We start from the raw sequence: 18,110 nt of genomic DNA on the forward strand, positions 1-18,110 counted from the left end.
CCATACAACAAGGCGATCGCACGCCTGATCGGGCGGAGAAAACGAAAACGCCCCGACCGAAATCGAGGCGTTTGAGGTGACTACGAAGCGCTGCAGCCGATCAGTGCGAAACCGCGCCGCTGGCACCCAGGCCCGTCTGCGAACGCACGAACTGCGGGTAGAACAGTTGACGCTCACCCTCGGCAGCCTTGGACTTATCGGTCACCGAGAAGAACCAGATGCCGATGAACGCGATGATGATCGAGAAGAACGCCGGGTACTCGTACGGGAAGATCGCCTTCTCGTGGTGCAGGATCTGCACCCAGATGGTTGGCCCGAGAATCATCAGAATCACCGCGCTGAGCAGCCCCATCCAGCCGCCGATCATGGCGCCACGAGTGGTCAGGTTTTTCCAGTACATCGAGAGCAACAGCACGGGGAAGTTGCAGCTCGCCGCAATGGAGAATGCCAGCCCGACCATGAACGCGATGTTTTGGCTCTCGAAGGCGATGCCCAGCACGATGGCGACAATCGCCAGGGCGACAGTGGTGATCTTCGACACGCGGATCTCATCTTTCTCGTTGGCCTTGCCCGCCTTGATCACGCTGGCGTACAGGTCGTGAGACACGGCCGAGGCACCGGCCAGGGTCAGACCGGCAACCACCGCCAGGATCGTGGCGAAAGCCACCGCTGAGATGAAGCCCAGGAACAGCGAGCCACCCACAGCATCGGCCAGGTGCACCGCCGCCATGTTGTTGCCGCCGATCAACGCGCCTGCTGCGTCCTTGAACGCCGGGTTGGTGCTGACCAGCAGGATCGCGCCGAAACCGATGATGAACGTCAGGATGTAGAAGTAGCCAATGAAGCCGGTCGCATATAGCACGGACTTACGGGCTTCCTTGGCGTCGCTCACGGTGAAGAAGCGCATGAGGATGTGGGGCAGACCTGCGGTACCGAACATCAGCGCCAGCCCCAGCGAGAACGCGGAGATCGGGTCCTTCACCAGGCCGCCAGGGCTCATGATCGCCTCACCTTTGGGGTGAACCTTCACGGCTTCCGAGAACAGCATGTTGAAGTCGAAGTTGACATGCTTCATGACCATCAGCGCCATGAACGAGGCACCGGACAGCAGCAGCACGGCCTTGATGATCTGCACCCACGTGGTGGCCAGCATGCCGCCGAACAGCACATACAGGGCCATCAGAATGCCGACCAATACCACGGCAACGTTGTAATCCAGACCGAACAACAGCTGGATCAGCTTGCCCGCGCCCACCATCTGCGCAATCAGGTAGAAGGCCACGACCACCAGCGAGCCGCACGCCGACAAGGTGCGGATCTCCTTCTGCTTCAGGCGGTAGGAGGCCACGTCAGCGAAGGTGTACTTGCCCAGGTTGCGCAGACGTTCAGCGATCAGAAACAGGATGATCGGCCAACCGACCAGAAAGCCGATCGAATAGATCAGACCGTCGTAGCCGGAGGCGTATACCAGGGCCGAGATACCCAGGAAGGACGCTGCCGACATGTAGTCACCGGCGATGGCCAGACCGTTCTGGAAACCGGTGATCTTGCCACCTGCAGCGTAGTAGTCCGCTGCCGATTTGTTTTTCTTGGCCGCCCAGTAAGTGACGCAGAGCGTGGCACCGACGAAGATCACGAACATGACGATCGCGGCAACGTTGAGCGGTTGTTTCTGCACGGCCCCGGTCAAGGCATCCGCGGCCCAGAGCGTCGGTGCAAAGGCCGCCAGGCCTAAAGCTGCAAACAGGCGCCGGATCATTGTTGTGCCTCCTTCAGGATCGCATTGTTCAGCTCATCGAATTCGCCGTTTGCACGGCGCACGTAGATGGCGGTCAACACGAACGCAGAAAGAATCAGACCGACCCCGATTGGCATTCCCCAGGTAATGGATGAAGTGGCACTGAGTTTGGAGCCAAGAATTTGCGGTCCATACGCAATCAATAGGATGAAAGCGGCATAGAGCCCAAGCATGATCGCCGAGAGAATCCAGGCGAATCGTTCCCTCTTCGAGACCAGCTCCTTGAAACGGGGGCTGTTCTGAATCGAGACGTAGATGCTGTCGTTCATTGTTTTTGTCCTCGCAGCACAGATGGATGTCACGTCATCACTGTAGTCGGCTCTGGGACGCACTCCAGACGACCTTAGTATTAGATCGACATTAGTTGATGCAATCGAGGTGAGGTGTTTCAAGGGTGAGAAAAAAGTAGAGGCATGTTTGGCGTAACCGTCACTGAGCACACATTCCCGTTGGAGCGCGCTTGCCCGCGGTGGCGTGGTGTCAGTCAGCGACTATGTATGGGGACAGACCGCAATCGCGGGCAAGCGCGCTCCTACAGCAAAGTCAGCCAGCCCCCCACAATCATGCCGGCGCCGGAACTCGCCTGGAGTTTGTAGCCGTCCAGGCCGTAAACCTTGATGGCCTGAACGGCCTTGATCATCACGCCGGAACCGGGGTCGATGCCGACGATTTTCTTACTGAAGGAAGCATCGGTCTTCAGATCGGCCACGGAGCTCGCTTTGACGTCGTCCGGCACGATCAGGCCGGTGTTCGCGTCCCTGAAGTTCGGACAGTGATCGGTGGCCTTGTGCTTGTTCTTGGTCCGGTTCCACCTTGGGTAACGGGCAGCCAGGCGGACAGCATCATGTACAACTTACTGGTGGCAGCGCTCTGCCGGTTGATCCCTGAAGCCTCGGCTAGGTTTCACGCGGCGCACCAGTTTTTTTGCCGAACGACTTAGGCCGCGCTAACGCCCAATCATTAACAGCTTTGCACCTGTCGAAAGTCTATCTAGACATCCTCATATCGTTGACAGTCACCTGACTTTCACCTGATCCTCCACAACCCAAAATGGCGTAGCCAATAACACTGCCTTCTGGGGCCATATATTCCAACGACTCCTCCTCACCAATGCCAAGTATTCCCGTCTGACGGGTCCCTAATATACGCCTGTCCAGATCATAAAAAGTAACTATCCCAGAATCGATTGGAAGTACAGGACTAGTCGAGCTCATGATGAATCGCATCTCGACTCTCTTCCAGCCATTACAGAATTTAACTTCTCCGCCTTGCGGGCCATATATGGAAAGACCTGTATGCGAATACGCTGGAGAAAAAATCACACCAAAGTAACCCGTCTCACGTGTATCCTTCAACCAAAAATGCTTCAGCTCCTCCAGCATTATATATTCTTGACCAATGAGAACTTCACGATAAACGCCCGAAAAATCCTCATGCACCTCGTCCATTACATCAAACACATATTCCGCAGATACGGCATTCGCCGCTTTGGCTGTCAAGACATGACGACCACCTGAGTAAGTGTGTGCAAAACGCCAAACCCCATCTACAACGGGTACGGGCTGATCGTTTATCTTGACGCCTTGATCATAAATATCCACGTAATGATTCGACGGCGCATTGACTGCGCTTACTTGAAAATCGTCCATGATGACGAGCCTCTTGATTGTTGATCGATGCACTAAACACTAATACACAAACATTCAAGCGGCAAAAACCCTGATGAGGCGTAAAAAAACACCTACCCCTGAAAACCATTGAAAACAGACAGTTACGATTCCGCTAGAAAGAACCGCTATCAATGTTACGTCGAAAAAATCTAAAAACATGCGCACTCAATTGCTTTTTCAAACACCTGCTGCCAAGGCCCTCACATAAAAAAACCGCCCGGCAATCACTCACCGGGCGGTTCGGGTTATGAAAACGAGTCGCGTGGCAACTTACTTGCCGGTCCACTCCTTGACACGATCAGGGTGTTTGGCAACCCAATCCTTGGCCGCTTGCTCAGGCTTCGCACCCTCCTGGATGGCGAGCATGACTTCGCCGATTTCATCCTTGTCTTTCCACTGGAATTTCTTCAGGAATTCAGCCACGTCCGGCGCTTTTTTTGCCAGCTCCAGGCTGCCAACGCTGTCGACGGTTTCAGCCGCGCCGTACACGCCTTTCGGGTCCTCCAGGAACTTCAGTTTCCACTTGGCGAACATCCAGTGCGGCACCCAACCGGTGACGGCAATGGATTCTTTCTTGTTTTCAGCGCGGGTCAGTTCGGCAATCATGCCGGCGCCGGAACTCGCCTGAAGTTTGTAGCCGTCCAGGCCGTAATCCTTGATGGCCTGATCGGTTTTGATCATCACGCCTGAACCGGCGTCGATGCCGACGATCTTCTTCTTGAAGGAATCATCGGTCTTCAAATCGGCCACGGAGTTGGCTTTGACGTAGTCCGGCACGATCAGGCCGATTTTCGCGTCCTTGAAGTTCGGACCGTAGTCGGTGACCTTGTCCTTGTTCTTGGCCCAGTATTCGCCATGGGTCACAGGCAACCAGGCAGACAGCATCATGTCCAGCTTACCGGTGGCCACGCCTTGCCACATGATCCCGGCCGCCACGGCCTGGAGTTTCACAGGGTAGCCCAGCTTTTGCTGGATCACTTCGGCGGCCACGTTGGTGGTCGCTACGCTGTCAGACCAGCCGTCCACATAACCGATGCTCAGCTCGGGCTTGTCGGCGGCAAGGGCCAGCGTGGAACTGATGGCAAGCGCCAGCGCGGCACCTACGCCCAGGATATTTCGCATCTTCATCGTCACTTCCCCGGTAGTCCAGAACCCGACGGCGGTCGGGCTTCGTTAACGTTCTTATAAGACCGGGCGTTGCGCTCACATTTGGCGCAGCCCCCGACTTTCACGCCTCAACCACATGCCTGCGCAGCAGCGTTGGCTGCGTTGACGAAGCGATCATCAACCCCCACCAACCTCGCCCCTTTCCTCTCTGCGACACTCAGACAGCGGGAAACGACATCACTAAGCCATCAACGACACACAGGTCGCAAAAGAGGCCGCAGTCCGTCCGAAAATTGCATGCCTGACAAAAGCCACTCTCTTGAGGCGCGCAATTGCCGCCCCAGCCCGCTTTTGCAACGCCCATCACCTCCCCCCTCAAATTGCCCCGCCGTTGCGCCTCGGTCGGCACTCGGGTCGGAAACACATTGTGTTACCGACGATGGCATTCCAAATCAGAATACGGGTAACACGGAAACAGAATAGGCATCTGTTTGACCTGCCCGTTGACCCAGATATTTACAACCCGTTGTTTTTTATTGGTTTTTAAAAAGTGGCACAGGTCCTGCTATCTCTGTCGCATAACAAGAACAAAATGTGAAAAACCAATAAAAATAAGATGAAACGGCTCTGACATAACAAGAACAACGGTACAGAGACGCAGCCAACTGATTTTTTTGGAGTAGATAGGCTTTACAGAGGCTTTGGCCTCGCAACCCGACCGAGAACGATAAAACTGCCACCAGGCAGCGGCCAGAACGGGTTGGATCACTTGCGTAAAGCGGGAGATCGAGGCAGATCAGCGCTCAAAAAAATACGTTCGCTCTTGAATCCCGGATGGGGATCACTGAACACGCGGTGAAGGGACGGTTGCCAAGAACAACAACAGATCGCCCTAAAACAATAAGAAAAGAGCACGTGCAACGATTTAAAGGGGAGCTTCGGCTCCCCTTTATGCTGTGCGTCATTCGATGAGCCACGCTGCCTAGGCAAGCGCAATCGCGGCATCCCATCGAACACCATCCGATCACTGATGCCCTCTCCCCCAGCACGCCCTCGCCATACCAGACTCGCCCCACGACGTCGCGCACATTTAAAGCACAACCTGACACGCCAACCGTGCCAGAACGTGTATTGTCGCCTAGGATTTGCAGGGGGAACGGCCGGGTGTAAATGCAGATTGCCATTACGGCACTTTTATCATTGCCCTCCTGTCATAGCCTGCGTATTTCAACAGCACTTCTTTCCCAAGGGACTTAGTCATGCTTCGTTTTCTACGCCTCGCCGCCCTCTCTGGCGGCCTGCTCTTGAGTGCGTCCGTGATGGCGGTCGACGTCGATCCGTCCAGCTATGGCTTCCCTCTGACCAACCCTTTCGAAGCGACCATCGCCACCACCCCGCCTGATTTGCGCGCCAAGGTGCCCGAAGACGCGGACATCGATCAGGACGATTACAGCCTGACGTTGCGCCCGGACCGGGAATTCACCTTGCCGGACAACTTCTGGGCCGTGAAGAAATTGCGCTACCGCCTGGCCAAGCAGGACCATCCGGCGCCGCTGATCTTCCTGATCGCGGGCACCGGCGCGCCGTACAACAGCACCCTCAATGAATACCTGAAGCGCCTGTATTACGGAGCTGGGTACAACGTCGTGCAGCTTTCCTCGCCGACCAGCTACGACTTCATGAGTGCTGCGTCCCGCTTCGCTACACCCGGCGTGACCAGCGAGGACGCTGAAGACCTCTACCGCGTGATGCAGGCGGTCCGCGCCCAGCAAAGCAAACTGCAAGTGACCGAGTATTACTTGAGTGGTTACAGCCTGGGCGCACTCGATGCAGCGTTCGTCAGCAAACTGGACGAGACCCGCCGCAGTTTCAATTTCAAGAAAGTGCTGCTGATCAACCCGCCGGTGAACCTATACACCTCAATCACCAATCTGGACAAACTGGTGCAGACCGAGGTCAAGGGCGTCACCAACAGCACCACCTTTTATGAGCTGGTGCTACAGAAGCTGACGCGCTACTTCCGCGAAAAAGGCTACATCGACCTCAACGATGCGTTGCTCTATGACTTCCAACAGTCCAAGCAACACCTGTCCAATGAGCAGATGGCAATGCTGATCGGCACCTCGTTCCGCTTCTCTGCCGCCGATATCGCGTTCACCTCCGACCTGATCAACCGTCGAGGGCTGATCACTCCGCCCAAGACGCCCATCAGCGAAGGCACCAGCCTGACGCCGTTCCTCAAGCGCGCGCTGCAATGTGATTTCGACTGCTACGTCACCGAACAGGTCATCCCGATGTGGCGCGCCCGCACCGATGGGGGAAGCCTGCTGCAACTGGTCGATCAAGTCAGCCTCTATGCGCTGAAGGACTACCTGAGCACCAGCAAGAAAATCGCCGTGATGCACAACGCCGACGACGTGATCCTCGGCCCGGGCGACCTCGGATTCCTGCGCAAGACTTTCGGCGATCGCCTGACCGTTTATCCTTACGGCGGTCATTGCGGCAACATGAACTATCGCGTCAACAGCGACGCCATGCTGGAGTTTTTCCGTGGCTAAACGTCTATTGCTCATCGCCGCCCTGCTCTGTGCCGGCGCCGTACATGCGGCCGACGCGCCGATCGTTTCCCAGGCAGCGCCGGTCAAGCGGGTCGAAACCCCCGACGGTTTCACCGAGCCGCTCAAATCGCTGAAATTCAACCCGGGGCTGGACCAGCAGGAATTCGAGCGTTCGACGCTCAATGCCCTCACCGTCTACGACCCGCTGGAATCGTGGAACCGCAGGGTCTACCACTTCAACTACCGCTTCGACGAATGGGTGTTCCTGCCCGTGGTCAATGGCTACAAGTACATCACCCCCAGCTTCGTCCGCACCGGCGTCAGCAATTTCTTCAGCAATCTGGGCGACATCCCTAACCTGCTGAACAGCCTGCTTCAGTTCAAAGGCAAACGTTCGATGGAAACCACCGGCCGATTGCTGATCAACACCACGTTGGGTATCGCTGGGCTCTGGGACCCGGCGACCAAGATGGGCTTGCCCAAGCAGAACGAGGATTTCGGCCAGACGCTTGGCTTCTACGGGGTGCCGGCCGGTCCGTACTTCGTCCTGCCGATCCTTGGGCCCTCCAACTTCCGTGATACCGGCGGACTGGTGTTCGATTTTACCGCCGAATCGCAGATCAACTTCCTGAACGTTTCGCAGGTCAGCGAAGACCACCCGGAGATCTATCTGCTACGCGCCATCGACAAGCGCTACACCACCAGCTTCCGGTATGGGCAGATGGATTCGCCCTTCGAGTATGAGAAAGTCCGGTACGTGTACACCGAAGCGCGGAAACTGCAGATTTCCGAGTGACCTCCTGTCAGCGACGCGGTCGACAGGCCGTGTCGCTGAAGCGAACTCATTCAGCTATTCGATACATTCCCCGCAAAATCGTCAACCATTCATCGCCTCGACCGGCATACCATAAGCGCCATTCCTACCCCATTCTGGAGTGAGCCTCATGACTCAATATCGCAAAGTGCTGTCCATGCAGAGCGGCCAGCCGGCTTCGGACGGCGCAGGCGTCAAGCTGACTCGTGTATTTGGCGGCCCCGGCGTCGAAGCGTTCGACCCCTTCCTGATGCTCGATGAATTCGGCTCCGACAAAGCCGATGATTACATCGCCGGTTTTCCGCCCCATCCGCACCGGGGTTTCGAAACCGTGACGTACATGCTCGAAGGGCGGATGCGCCACGAAGACCACATGGGTAACGTGGGTCTGCTGCAGGGCGGAGGTGTGCAGTGGATGACCGCAGCCCGTGGCGTGATCCACAGCGAAATGCCCGAGCAGGAAGAAGGCATGATGCGCGGCTTTCAGCTGTGGCTGAACCTGCCGGGCAAATCCAAGATGGGCAAGGCCGGTTACGACGATATTCAACCGGAGCGCATTCCACGAATCACCACTGCGCAAGGCGTAGAGGTCGTCGTGATCGCCGGAACGTTCAACGACGGGGAGGTGCAGCAGGCTGGCGCCGTTCAACGCCCGGATACAGAACCGCACTATTTCGACTTTCACCTCCCGGCCGGCAAAGCGATTCGTCCAATCGTTCCTGAAGGCCACCGAGTTTTGCTGTACGTGTATGAAGGGGAAATCGAGATTGCCGGGCAATCGCAGAACCTCGGCAAGAGCCGCTTGGCCCGGCTGTCGGAGCACGGCGAGCTGCAGTTGAGCTCATCGAGCGGCGCGAAGGTGCTGTTGATTGCAGGCAAACCGATTGGCGAGCCCATCGTGCAATACGGCCCTTTCGTGATGAACACGCGCGAAGAGATCGAGCAGGCATTGCGGGATTTTCGCGATGACAAGCTGACTGCGTAAAGCAGGATTGACGCCTGTAGGAGCGCGCTTGCCCGCGATGGCGGTGTATCTGGTGAAAATGTACTGACTGACACACCGCCATCGCGGGCAAGCGCGCTCCTACCCATCAGGCGTCAGGTACCAGGCATCAGGCATCAGGCATCAAGGCGTCAGGCATCAAGCCATCAAGCCAGTCGCAAAAACCGCAGCAATTCGTCCTTCTGGGCCATCGCATCGCGACGGCCCAGTTCGATCAATTCGCTGCAATAACCCGACTCGAACAACAGGTAACTCAGCACCCCTGCCCCGCTGCTCTTGGTCGCGCCCGGGCCACGCAGGAAGGTGCGCAGCGCAGGAGGCAGTTCGCGGCGGTGGCGGGCGGCGATTTCGTCCAGCGGCTGGCTCGGGGAAATCACGAGTACCTCAACCGGCGACAGCGACTGCATCGTGGACGACTCCGACACCGGCGAAGAAGGCCGGGCGGCCACCGGCATCATGGCGCTGAGCAGGTTGAGCCGCTCCAGCAACTCGATATCACTTTCCAGGCTGTCGATGAAGGTGCTGTTGAGCATGTGCCCGCCGATCTGTGCCAGGCTCGGCTGGGTACCGCTGACCGGACGCTTCGCCGCCAGATGAGCACCGGGCCCGCGCGGGTTGCCGCTCACCCCCACCACCAGCACACGATTAGCCCCCAAGTGCAGCGCCGGGCTGATGGGGGCCGACTGCCGCACAGCGCCATCGCCGAAATACTCGTCATCCAGCTTGACCGGTGCGAACAGCAGCGGAATCGCCGAACTGGCCAGCAGATGATCGACCGTCAGCCGCGTGGGCAAACCTATCCGGCGATGGCGCAGCCATGAGGCGATGCTGCCTTTGCCTTGGTAGAAGGTGACTGCCTGCCCGGACTCATAACCGAAGGCGGTGATCGCAACGGCGCGTAAATGCCGCGCCTCGATGGCTTCTTCAATGCCTTCGAGGTTCAGCCGCTTGGTGAGCAATTCTTTCAAGGGCGCGCTGTTGAGCAACGCCACCGGCACTTGCTCGCGGCCTACGCCGAGCAGGCTTCGAATGAAGAATCGAGCGGCCTGACGAATCACCCCGGCCCAGTCACTGCGCAGCACCTGGTGGCTACGAAAGCTTTGCCAGAAATCGGTGAGCTCATGGATGGCCGTGCGGAAGTGGGTTGCACCGCTGGCCAGTTTGACGGCATTGATCGCGCCAGCCGAGGTGCCGACGATCACAGGAAACGGGTTCTTGGCCCCGACCGGCAGCAGATCGGCGATGCCGGCGAGCACGCCCACCTGATAGGCTGCCCGGGCGCCTCCCCCCGACAGAATCAGGCCGGTCACCGACTCGACCCCGGACAGACCAGTGGAAGCGCTGTTGGCTGCTTGTTGTTCTGTTGCGCTTGTCGTCATAACACCCGGTTCTCGGTATCAACCACGCTTGGTGTAGAGCTTGGGCTCGCCCGGCGGTCGGCTCTTGAACCGGCGATGCGCCCATAGGTATTGCTCGGGACAGGCGGTGACCGCTTGCTCGACCCACTGATTGACCCGCACGCAGTCCGCTTCGTCGCTTTCGCCCGGGAAGTCGGCAAACGGTGGGTGAATCACCACTTTGTAGCCGCTGCCATCGGCCAGCCGTTCCTGAGTGAACGGCACCACCAGGGCGCGCCCGAGGGTCGCGAACTTGCTGGTGGCAGGCACCGTGGCCGCTTGAATGCCGAACAGTGGCACGAAGAGACTCTGCTTGACGCCGTAGTCCTGATCCGGTGCATACCAGATCGCACGCCCCTTGCGCAGTTGTTTGATCATGCCGCGCACATCTTCGCGCTCGACGGCGATCGAATCCAGGTTGTGCCGCTCGCGCCCACGCCGCTGAACGAAGTCGAACACCGGGTTCTTGTGCTCCCGGTACATGCCGTCGATGGTGTGTTGCTGGCCGAGCAGCGCGGCACCGATTTCCAGAGTGGTGAAGTGCAAGGCCATCAGAATCACCCCTTGCCCTTGTTCGTGCGGGCGCTTGAGGTGTTCCAGACCTTCGATGTGGGCCAGTTTTGCCAAGCGCTGCGGGCTCCACCACCAACTCATGGCCATTTCAAAAAAGGCGATGCCGGTGGACGCGAAGTTTTCCTTGAGCAGGCGCTTGCGTTCGGCTTTCGAATACTGCGGGAAGCACAGCTCCAGATTGCGAGCGGCGATGGTGCGGCGGTCGGTTGCGAAGAAGTACATCACCCAGCCGAGCGCGCGGCCGATGGCCACGAGCGCGCGAAACGGCAATTGCACCACCAGCCAGAGCACGCCCAGGCCCAGCCACAGTGGCCAGAAGCGGGGATGAAGAAAAAGGGCTCGAAAACGCGGGCGATCCATTACAGCTTCCATCAGGGCAAAGGCGGGCATTCTACATGGGTTCGAGCACAATCGTGACGCCCTGTCGGTGGCCAGCGCGGTGCCACTCCCTTGCGGCTGACCGGCGATCTCGTTATAAGTCTCGGCACTTTTAGCGACAAGCCGCTGTATGCCGACATGAGCCAAATCGATTTGCAAGACAAGGATCCCGTGTTTCAGCTGAAGGGCAGCATGCTGGCCATCACCGTGCTGGAACTGGCGCGCAACAACCTCGAAGCGCTGGATCGTCAGTTGGCGGCCAAAGTCGCCCAGGCACCGAACTTCTTCAGCAACACCCCGCTGGTGCTGGCGCTCGACAAGCTGCCGCCCAATGAAGGCGCGATCGACCTGCCCGCCATGATGCGGGTTTGCCGCCATCACGGCCTGCGCACCCTGGCCATCCGCGCCAATCGCATCGAGGACATCGCCGCCGCCATCGCCATCGACCTCCCCGTCCTGCCGCCCTCCGGAGCTCGGGAGCGCCCGCTCGATCCGACGGAAGGCGAGGTCAGGAAAAAGCCCGAAGTGGTGCAAAAGCCTCCCGAGCCCGTGATCAAGCCGACCAAGATCATCACCGCGCCGGTGCGTGGTGGGCAGCAAATCTACGCGCAAGGCTCAGACCTGGTGGTGATTTCCTCGGTCAGCCCCGGTGCGGAACTTCTCGCCGATGGCAACATCCATGTTTACGGCCCCATGCGGGGTCGGGCGCTGGCAGGCATCAAGGGGGATACCAAAGCCCGCATTTTCTGCCAGCAGATGATGGCGGAACTCATCTCCATCGCCGGGCAATACAAGGTTTCCGAAGACCTGCGCAGGGATCCACTGTGGGGGGCCGGGGTACAGGTCAGTCTGTCCGGCGACGTGTTGAACATCACCCGTCTTTAACGGATACTGCGCCATTTTCAAAGCAACGCTGATTCGTCGTGAAATCGATGCAAAGGATGTGGAAAATCCGGAGAAACTGCGGCTTTTCTCCAACATGTAGGCCTTAACCGGCTGAACGTTTCCATCTTAGCGTGTCTATCTCGGCATCCGGCGGGGCGCTTCAGGGACTCAACGTCCTTTTCCTCTAGGGGTGATACACCTTGGCCAAGATTCTCGTGGTTACATCCGGCAAGGGTGGTGTGGGCAAGACCACCACCAGCGCCGCTATCGGTACCGGTCTCGCGCTGCGCGGCCACAAAACAGTTATCGTCGACTTCGACGTCGGTCTGCGTAACCTGGACCTGATCATGGGTTGCGAGCGTCGCGTGGTGTACGACTTCGTCAACGTGGTCAACGGCGAAGCCAATCTTCAGCAGGCCCTGATCAAAGACAAGAAGATCGAAGGCCTTTATGTCCTCGCCGCCAGCCAGACCCGTGACAAGGACGCGCTGACCCAGGAAGGCGTGGAAAAAGTGCTGATGGAACTCAAGGAATCGTTCGAGTACATCGTCTGCGATTCCCCCGCCGGTATCGAAAAAGGTGCGCACTTGGCGATGTACTTCGCTGACGAGGCCATCGTCGTGACCAACCCGGAAGTGTCTTCGGTACGTGACTCGGACCGCATGCTGGGCCTGCTGGCCAGCAAATCCCGTCGTGCGGAAAACGGCGAAGATCCGATCAAGGAACACCTGCTGATCACCCGCTACCATCCGGAGCGCGTGAGCAAGGGCGAAATGCTCGGCGTTGATGACGTCAAGGAAATTCTGGCCGTGACCCTGCTGGGCGTCATTCCGGAATCCCAGGCCGTTCTCAAGGCCTCCAACCAGGGCGTGCCTGTCATCCTCGATGAGCAGAGCGATGCCGGCCAGGCCTACAGCGACACCGTAGACCGTCTGCTGGGCAAAGATCGCGAGCACCGCTTCCTGGACGTACAGAAAAAAGGATTTTTCGAACGCCTGTTCGGGGGTAACTAATGAACATTTTTGACTTCTTTCGTGCCAACAAAAAGCCCAGTACCGCGTCGGTTGCGAAAGAGCGTCTACAGATCATCGTGGCGCACGAACGCGGCCAACGCAGTACCCCGGACTACCTGCCCGCTCTGCAGAAGGAGTTGGTCGAGGTGATTCGCAAATACGTCAAGATCGACGACGACAAGGTCCAGGTTGCGCTCGACAACGAGGGCAGCTACTCGATCCTGGAACTCAATATCACCCTGCCGGATCGTTGATTCGAAAAGGCTGCCGCCACGGCGGCTCGGGCGCTCGCATCCCTTGACCGGGAGGAGTGACCGAGCCGCCGTTGGCGTTTGCTGTACGCCTGTTTTTTGCCATGAGGCTGGTTCAATGCCGCTGTCCAACGTTCACATCCTCCATCAGGACGACGCCGTGCTGGTGGTGAACAAACCTACCTTTCTGCTCTCCGTCCCCGGTCGCGCTGACGACAACAAGGATTGCCTGATCACCCGCCTGCAGGAAAACGGCTACCCTGAGGCGCTGATCGTTCACCGGCTGGACTGGGAAACGTCCGGGATCATTCTGCTGGCCCGCGACCCGGACACTCATCGCGAGCTGTCTCGGCAATTTCATGATCGAGAAACCGAAAAGGCCTACACCGCGCTGGCATGGGGACAACCGGCACTGGACAGCGGCAGCATCGACCTGCCCCTACGCTACGACCCGCCCACCAAACCTCGGCATGTGGTCGATCACGAACACGGCAAGCACGCGCTGACTTTCTGGAAAGTCCTGGAGCGTCATGACACCCATTGCCGCGTGGAGCTGACGCCCATCACCGGGCGCTCCCATCAATTGCGAGTGCACATGCTCTCTATCGGTCACCCCTTGTTGGGCGACGGGCTGTATGCGCATCCGCAAGCGCTGGCCGCGTACCCGAGGCTGTGCCTGCATGCCAGCATGCTGACCTTCACCCATCCGGTGACCAAAGAGCGGATGCGGTTTGAGTGTCCGGCGCCGTTTTGAGGTTCGCTTGAGATCGCAACGTTGATGCCCTTCGGGGCTGTCGCGGGCAAGCGCGCTCCTACATTTGATGCAACGTGCCGCATTCTGATGGACCGAGTTGTTTGCCTGAAAGCCTGGCTACCCGCGCGTTCTGTCAGGCCATGGCACGTTTGAGCCAATGTAGGAGCGCGCTTGCCCGCGACAGGCCCGAAGGGCATCCATGTAGCGGCCTCAAGCCAAGCCCTCCCCACTCGCCCCCACCCGCATACGCCTGTAAACTCCTGCCATTGCTGTCTGGAGTAACTTATGCGCGAAGAGTTGAACCAAGGCCTGATCGATTTTCTCAAGGCCTCTCCCACCCCGTTTCATGCCACTGCCACTTTGGTGCAACGTCTGGAAGGCGCGGGGTTCCACCGTCTGGACGAGCGCGAGCCTTGGCATGTCGAAGCCGGGGGCCGCTATTACGTCACCCGTAACGACTCCTCGATCGTCGCCTTCAAAATGGGCCGGCTGTCACCTTTGATCGACGGCATCCGCCTGGTCGGCGCTCACACTGACAGCCCCTGCCTGCGCGTCAAGCCACAGCCTGAATTGCAACGGCAGGGTTTCTGGCAACTGGGCGTCGAAGTCTATGGCGGCGCCCTGCTCGCTCCATGGTTCGACCGGGACCTCTCTCTGGCAGGCCGCGTCACCTTTCGCCGCGACGGCAAGGTCGAAAGCCAACTGATCGACTTCAAGCTGCCCATCGCGATCATTCCCAACCTGGCCATTCACCTCAATCGCAGCGCCAACGAGGGCTGGCCGATCAACCCGCAGAACGAGCTTCCACCCATCGTGGCGCAGATCGCCGGCGATGAGCGGCCCGACTTCCGTGCCCTGCTGACCGATCAACTGGCACGCGAGCATGGCCTGAACGCCGACGTGGTGCTCGACTACGAGCTGAGCTTCTACGACACCCAGAGCGCAGCGGTCATCGGCCTCAATGGCGACTTCATCGCCGGCGCGCGGCTGGACAACCTGCTGTCGTGCTTCGCGGGCCTGCAAGCGTTGCTCAATGCCGACGGTGAGGAAACCTGCGTGCTGGTGTGTACCGACCACGAAGAAGTCGGTTCGACCTCCGCCTGCGGTGCCGACGGCCCGATGCTCGAACAAATACTGCAACGCGTGTTGCCGGACGGCGACGACTACGTGCGGGCGATCCAGAAGTCCTTGCTGATCTCGGCAGACAACGCCCACGGCGTGCACCCGAACTACGCGGACAAACACGATGGCAATCACGGACCCAAGCTCAACGCCGGCCCGGTGATCAAGGTCAATAGCAATCAGCGTTACGCCACCAACAGCGAAACCGCCGGGTTTTTCCGCCATCTGTGCATGGCCGAAGAGGTGCCGGTGCAAAGTTTCGTGGTGCGCAGCGACATGGCTTGCGGCTCGACCATCGGCCCGATCACCGCTGGCCATTTGGGCGTGCGCACCGTTGACATCGGCCTGCCGACCTTCGCCATGCACTCGATCCGTGAACTGGCTGGCAGTCAGGATCTGGCGCACCTGGTGAAAGTACTGACCGCGTTCTACGCCAGCGCCGAACTGCCATAAGCGGCGCCGGCGCAGGCGGATAGCGTGGCCTGGACGCCCTTCTCCCACCCCAATGGCGCTGCCCGCTTCGAGGTTGATGACCCGGTGACTGCCTTTTCCCGCTCCGTCTTGCGTGTGTTAGTGATCTGCCTGTTGCTGCTCCCACTGGGGCCGCTGCAGGCAGCCGGTCTGCCCGGCCTGCTGGGTGGCGGCGACAAAGCTCAACCTAAGGCACAGGAACCGTTGGCCCAATCGCTGGACGAAGTCATCGCGTCACTGGAGAACGATCAACAGCGCGCGCAGTTGCTGGCCGACCTGAAGAAGCTGCGTGATGCCACGAAAAAAGCCCAGCCCGCTGCCGAGCAGGGGGTGCTGGGCCTGATCGGCAGCAGCCTGTCGACCTTCGAGAAGCAGTTCACCGGTGAAGACAGCCCGCTCAGTCGCTGGGGGGAGGAGGTGACGCTCGCGGAACAGGAACTGATGGCACTGATGCTGCCCGCCAACCAGTGGTGGCCGATCATCTTCGGCTTTGCCGTGGTGATCGCCCTCTGGAGCCTGCTGGCGGCGGCCTTGATCTGGCTCAGCCACCGAGTCCGCGTGCGCTTCGGGTTGTCCGAGGAGCTTCCGCAACACCCGCGCCCCATCGACATGTTGCGGTTTGCCTTGCGCAAGCTCGGCCCCTGGTTGATTGCCCTGGTCATCACGGTGTACCTGAGCTATTCGCTACCGCCTTCACTGGGGCGCGATCTGGCGATGGTATTGGCTTACGCGCTGGTGGTGGGGACGCTGTTCTCGGCCATTTGCGTCATCGCATTTTCGCTGCTCGACGGCCCCCATCGGCACCAGGCGCTGCACATTCTGCGTCATCAGGCGTTCCGCCCACTATGGTGGATCGGCAGCTTTGCGGCATTCGGTGAAGCATTGAGCGATCCTCGGCTGATCGCCAGCCTTGGGGTGCATCTGGCGCATACCACGGCCACGATGGCCAATGTCATGGCCGCAGTGTCCACCGGCCTTTTCATCATTCGCTTCCGCCGTCCGATCGCCCATTTGATTCGCAACCAGCCACTGGCCCGGCGCCTCAAGCGCCGTGCGCTCAGCGACACCATCGAAATCGTCGGTAGCTTCTGGTTCGTACCCGCGCTGGTGCTGGTTGGGGTTTCGCTGTTCGCCACGTTCTTCTCGGCGGGCGATACCAGCACCGCCTTGCGCCAATCGTTGATCTGCACGGTGCTGCTGGTGCTGTGCATGGTGATCAACGGCCTGGTGCGGCGACGCGCGCAGAAACCCGCTCACGGCCACAAGCGCCATGCGCTGTATTCGGAACGATTGAAGGGCTTTTTCTACACGGTCGTGCACCTGTTGGTGTGGTTGGTATTCATCGAACTGGGCCTGCGGGTCTGGGGTTTGTCGCTGATCCGCTTTTCCGAAGGCGATGGCCATGACATCAGCGTACGGGTCGTCGGCCTGGCGACCACACTGATGTTCGCCTGGCTGGTCTGGATTCTGGCCGACACGGCGATCCACCACGCGCTGACCCGTTCGCGCAAAGGCCTGGCGAACGCGCGTGCGCAAACCATGATGCCGCTGATCCGCAACATTTTGTTCGTGACCATTTTCATTATCGCGGTGATCGTCGCGCTGGCGAACATGGGCATGAATGTCACGCCGCTGCTGGCCGGTGCCGGTGTGATCGGCCTGGCCATCGGCTTCGGTGCGCAATCGCTGGTGGCCGACCTGATCACCGGGCTGTTCATCATCATCGAGGACTCGCTGGCCATCGATGACTACGTTGACGTGGGTGGACACCTGGGCACGGTCGAGGGTCTGACGATCCGCACCGTGCGGCTACGGGACATCGACGGCATCGTTCACACTATTCCGTTCAGCGAAATCAAGAGCATCCAGAACTACTCGCGGGAATTCGGCTATGCCATTTTCCGCATCGCCATCCCCTCGAACATGAACATCGACGACGCCCTGAAAATGGTCCGCGACGTGGGTCAGAAAATGCGCGCTGACCCGCTTCAGCGGCGCAACATCTGGTCACCGCTGGAAATTCAGGGCGTCGAAAGTTTCGATTCGGGTAACGCGATCCTGCGTGCCCGTTTCAAGACGGCGCCGATCAAACAGTGGGAGGTGTCGCGAGCGTTCAACCTCGCGCTCAAACGCTACCTGGACGAAGCCGGCATGGACCTGGCCACGCCGCGCCTCAACGTGCAGGTCAGCACCAGCGGTGCTGGCGTGAGCGCGGTGCGAGGGAAGAAGGAAGATTAATCTGTTGATTGATGTAGGAGCGCGCTTGTCTCTGGGCGGAAGCAGATCGTCCGAATGCGGCCCAGAGACAAGCGCGCT

General features: G+C 59.2%; 15 protein-coding genes and 1 pseudogene. 9 read left to right on the forward strand and 7 right to left on the reverse strand.

All coding sequences use genetic code 11. From position 1 onward, the window contains the following. Positions 1-100: 100 nt before the first annotated feature. From DBP26_RS00105 to DBP26_RS00125, 5 genes and pseudogenes are all read right to left on the reverse strand, one after another. Entirely contained in the window at positions 101-1,759 is a 1,659-nt protein-coding gene (locus DBP26_RS00105) for a cation acetate symporter (RefSeq protein WP_108235585.1), read from the reverse strand. Further along, positions 1,756-2,067, reverse strand: coding sequence for a DUF485 domain-containing protein (locus tag DBP26_RS00110; RefSeq protein ID WP_108235586.1), 312 nt, complete (start codon positions 2,065-2,067; stop codon positions 1,756-1,758). Before DBP26_RS00110 ends, DBP26_RS00105 begins: the two co-directional genes overlap by 4 nt. A 290-nt stretch (positions 2,068-2,357) precedes the next feature. Then, positions 2,358-2,695, reverse strand: a pseudogene (locus tag DBP26_RS00115) (glycine betaine ABC transporter substrate-binding protein); the annotation flags it as partial. Between the two features lie 89 nt (positions 2,696-2,784). Then, complete coding sequence (locus DBP26_RS00120; protein ID WP_108235587.1) at positions 2,785-3,447, reverse strand: hypothetical protein; 663 nt, start codon at positions 3,445-3,447, stop codon at positions 2,785-2,787. Positions 3,448-3,738: 291 nt separating this feature from the next. Then, entirely contained in the window at positions 3,739-4,596 is an 858-nt protein-coding gene (locus tag DBP26_RS00125; RefSeq protein WP_108235588.1) for a glycine betaine ABC transporter substrate-binding protein, read from the reverse strand. A 1,238-nt stretch (positions 4,597-5,834) separates the two neighbouring features. Here DBP26_RS00125 and DBP26_RS00130 point away from each other — a divergent pair. From DBP26_RS00130 to DBP26_RS00140, 3 genes are all read left to right on the forward strand, one after another. Continuing rightward, positions 5,835-7,133, forward strand: a complete 1,299-nt coding sequence (locus tag DBP26_RS00130) for a serine/threonine protein kinase (protein ID WP_108235589.1) — start codon at positions 5,835-5,837, stop codon at positions 7,131-7,133. Next, positions 7,126-7,929 (forward strand): VacJ family lipoprotein, encoded by an 804-nt coding sequence (locus DBP26_RS00135; protein WP_108235590.1) that lies wholly within the window; start codon positions 7,126-7,128, stop codon positions 7,927-7,929. The genes DBP26_RS00130 and DBP26_RS00135 overlap by 8 nt, the downstream gene beginning before the upstream one ends. A 148-nt stretch (positions 7,930-8,077) precedes the next feature. Beyond that, entirely contained in the window at positions 8,078-8,932 is an 855-nt protein-coding gene (locus tag DBP26_RS00140) for a pirin family protein (RefSeq protein ID WP_108235591.1), read from the forward strand. Between the two features lie 164 nt (positions 8,933-9,096). Here DBP26_RS00140 and DBP26_RS00145 read toward each other — a convergent pair whose 3' ends face one another. Together DBP26_RS00145 and DBP26_RS00150 are read right to left on the reverse strand one after the other, a co-directional pair. Then, positions 9,097-10,329, reverse strand: a complete 1,233-nt coding sequence (locus tag DBP26_RS00145) for a patatin-like phospholipase family protein (RefSeq protein ID WP_108235592.1) — start codon at positions 10,327-10,329, stop codon at positions 9,097-9,099. An 18-nt stretch (positions 10,330-10,347) separates the two neighbouring features. Further along, complete coding sequence (locus tag DBP26_RS00150) at positions 10,348-11,280, reverse strand: lipid A biosynthesis lauroyl acyltransferase (protein WP_108235593.1); 933 nt, start codon at positions 11,278-11,280, stop codon at positions 10,348-10,350. A gap of 156 nt (positions 11,281-11,436) precedes the next feature. Between DBP26_RS00150 and minC the strand changes: the two genes are divergently transcribed. From minC to DBP26_RS00180, 6 genes are all read left to right on the forward strand, one after another. Beyond that, positions 11,437-12,183, forward strand: a complete 747-nt coding sequence (minC, locus tag DBP26_RS00155; protein WP_108235594.1) for a septum site-determining protein MinC — start codon at positions 11,437-11,439, stop codon at positions 12,181-12,183. A 200-nt stretch (positions 12,184-12,383) separates the two neighbouring features. Then, a complete protein-coding gene (minD, locus tag DBP26_RS00160) occupies positions 12,384-13,196 on the forward strand; it encodes a septum site-determining protein MinD (protein ID WP_108235595.1) in 813 nt (270 codons plus the stop codon). Then, entirely contained in the window at positions 13,196-13,450 is a 255-nt protein-coding gene (minE, locus tag DBP26_RS00165; RefSeq protein WP_108235596.1) for a cell division topological specificity factor MinE, read from the forward strand. The genes minD and minE overlap by 1 nt, the downstream gene beginning before the upstream one ends. 115 nt (positions 13,451-13,565) lie before the next feature. Further along, positions 13,566-14,201 carry a pseudouridine synthase gene (locus tag DBP26_RS00170; protein ID WP_108235597.1) on the forward strand — a complete coding sequence of 212 codons (636 nt, stop codon included), beginning with the start codon at positions 13,566-13,568 and terminating at the stop codon, positions 14,199-14,201. A gap of 285 nt (positions 14,202-14,486) precedes the next feature. Further along, entirely contained in the window at positions 14,487-15,776 is a 1,290-nt protein-coding gene (locus DBP26_RS00175) for a M18 family aminopeptidase (RefSeq protein ID WP_108235598.1), read from the forward strand. A gap of 84 nt (positions 15,777-15,860) precedes the next feature. Next, positions 15,861-18,032, forward strand: a complete 2,172-nt coding sequence (locus DBP26_RS00180) for a mechanosensitive ion channel domain-containing protein (protein ID WP_108236024.1) — start codon at positions 15,861-15,863, stop codon at positions 18,030-18,032. The last annotated feature ends 78 nt before the right edge of the window (positions 18,033-18,110 follow it).

The sequence above is a fragment of the Pseudomonas sp. RIT409 genome (genome assembly GCF_003052515.2).
In the GTDB taxonomy this organism is placed as follows: Bacteria; Pseudomonadota; Gammaproteobacteria; order Pseudomonadales; family Pseudomonadaceae; genus Aquipseudomonas.

Excerpts from the sequence above, each read along its gene's own strand:
- DBP26_RS00105 (WP_108235585.1), bottom strand. The coding sequence starts at position 1,759 with ATGATCCGGCGCCTGTTTGCAGCTTTAGGCCTGGCGGCCTTTGCACCG.
- DBP26_RS00110 (WP_108235586.1), bottom strand. The coding sequence starts at position 2,067 with ATGAACGACAGCATCTACGTCTCGATTCAGAACAGCCCCCGTTTCAAG.
- DBP26_RS00120 (WP_108235587.1), bottom strand. The coding sequence starts at position 3,447 with ATGGACGATTTTCAAGTAAGCGCAGTCAATGCGCCGTCGAATCATTAC.
- DBP26_RS00125 (WP_108235588.1), bottom strand. The coding sequence starts at position 4,596 with ATGAAGATGCGAAATATCCTGGGCGTAGGTGCCGCGCTGGCGCTTGCC.
- DBP26_RS00130 (WP_108235589.1), top strand. The coding sequence starts at position 5,835 with ATGCTTCGTTTTCTACGCCTCGCCGCCCTCTCTGGCGGCCTGCTCTTG.
- DBP26_RS00140 (WP_108235591.1), top strand. The coding sequence starts at position 8,078 with ATGACTCAATATCGCAAAGTGCTGTCCATGCAGAGCGGCCAGCCGGCT.
- DBP26_RS00145 (WP_108235592.1), bottom strand. The coding sequence starts at position 10,329 with ATGACGACAAGCGCAACAGAACAACAAGCAGCCAACAGCGCTTCCACT.
- DBP26_RS00150 (WP_108235593.1), bottom strand. The coding sequence starts at position 11,280 with ATGGATCGCCCGCGTTTTCGAGCCCTTTTTCTTCATCCCCGCTTCTGG.
- minC (WP_108235594.1), top strand. The coding sequence starts at position 11,437 with ATGAGCCAAATCGATTTGCAAGACAAGGATCCCGTGTTTCAGCTGAAG.
- minE (WP_108235596.1), top strand. The coding sequence starts at position 13,196 with ATGAACATTTTTGACTTCTTTCGTGCCAACAAAAAGCCCAGTACCGCG.
- DBP26_RS00170 (WP_108235597.1), top strand. The coding sequence starts at position 13,566 with ATGCCGCTGTCCAACGTTCACATCCTCCATCAGGACGACGCCGTGCTG.
- DBP26_RS00175 (WP_108235598.1), top strand. The coding sequence starts at position 14,487 with ATGCGCGAAGAGTTGAACCAAGGCCTGATCGATTTTCTCAAGGCCTCT.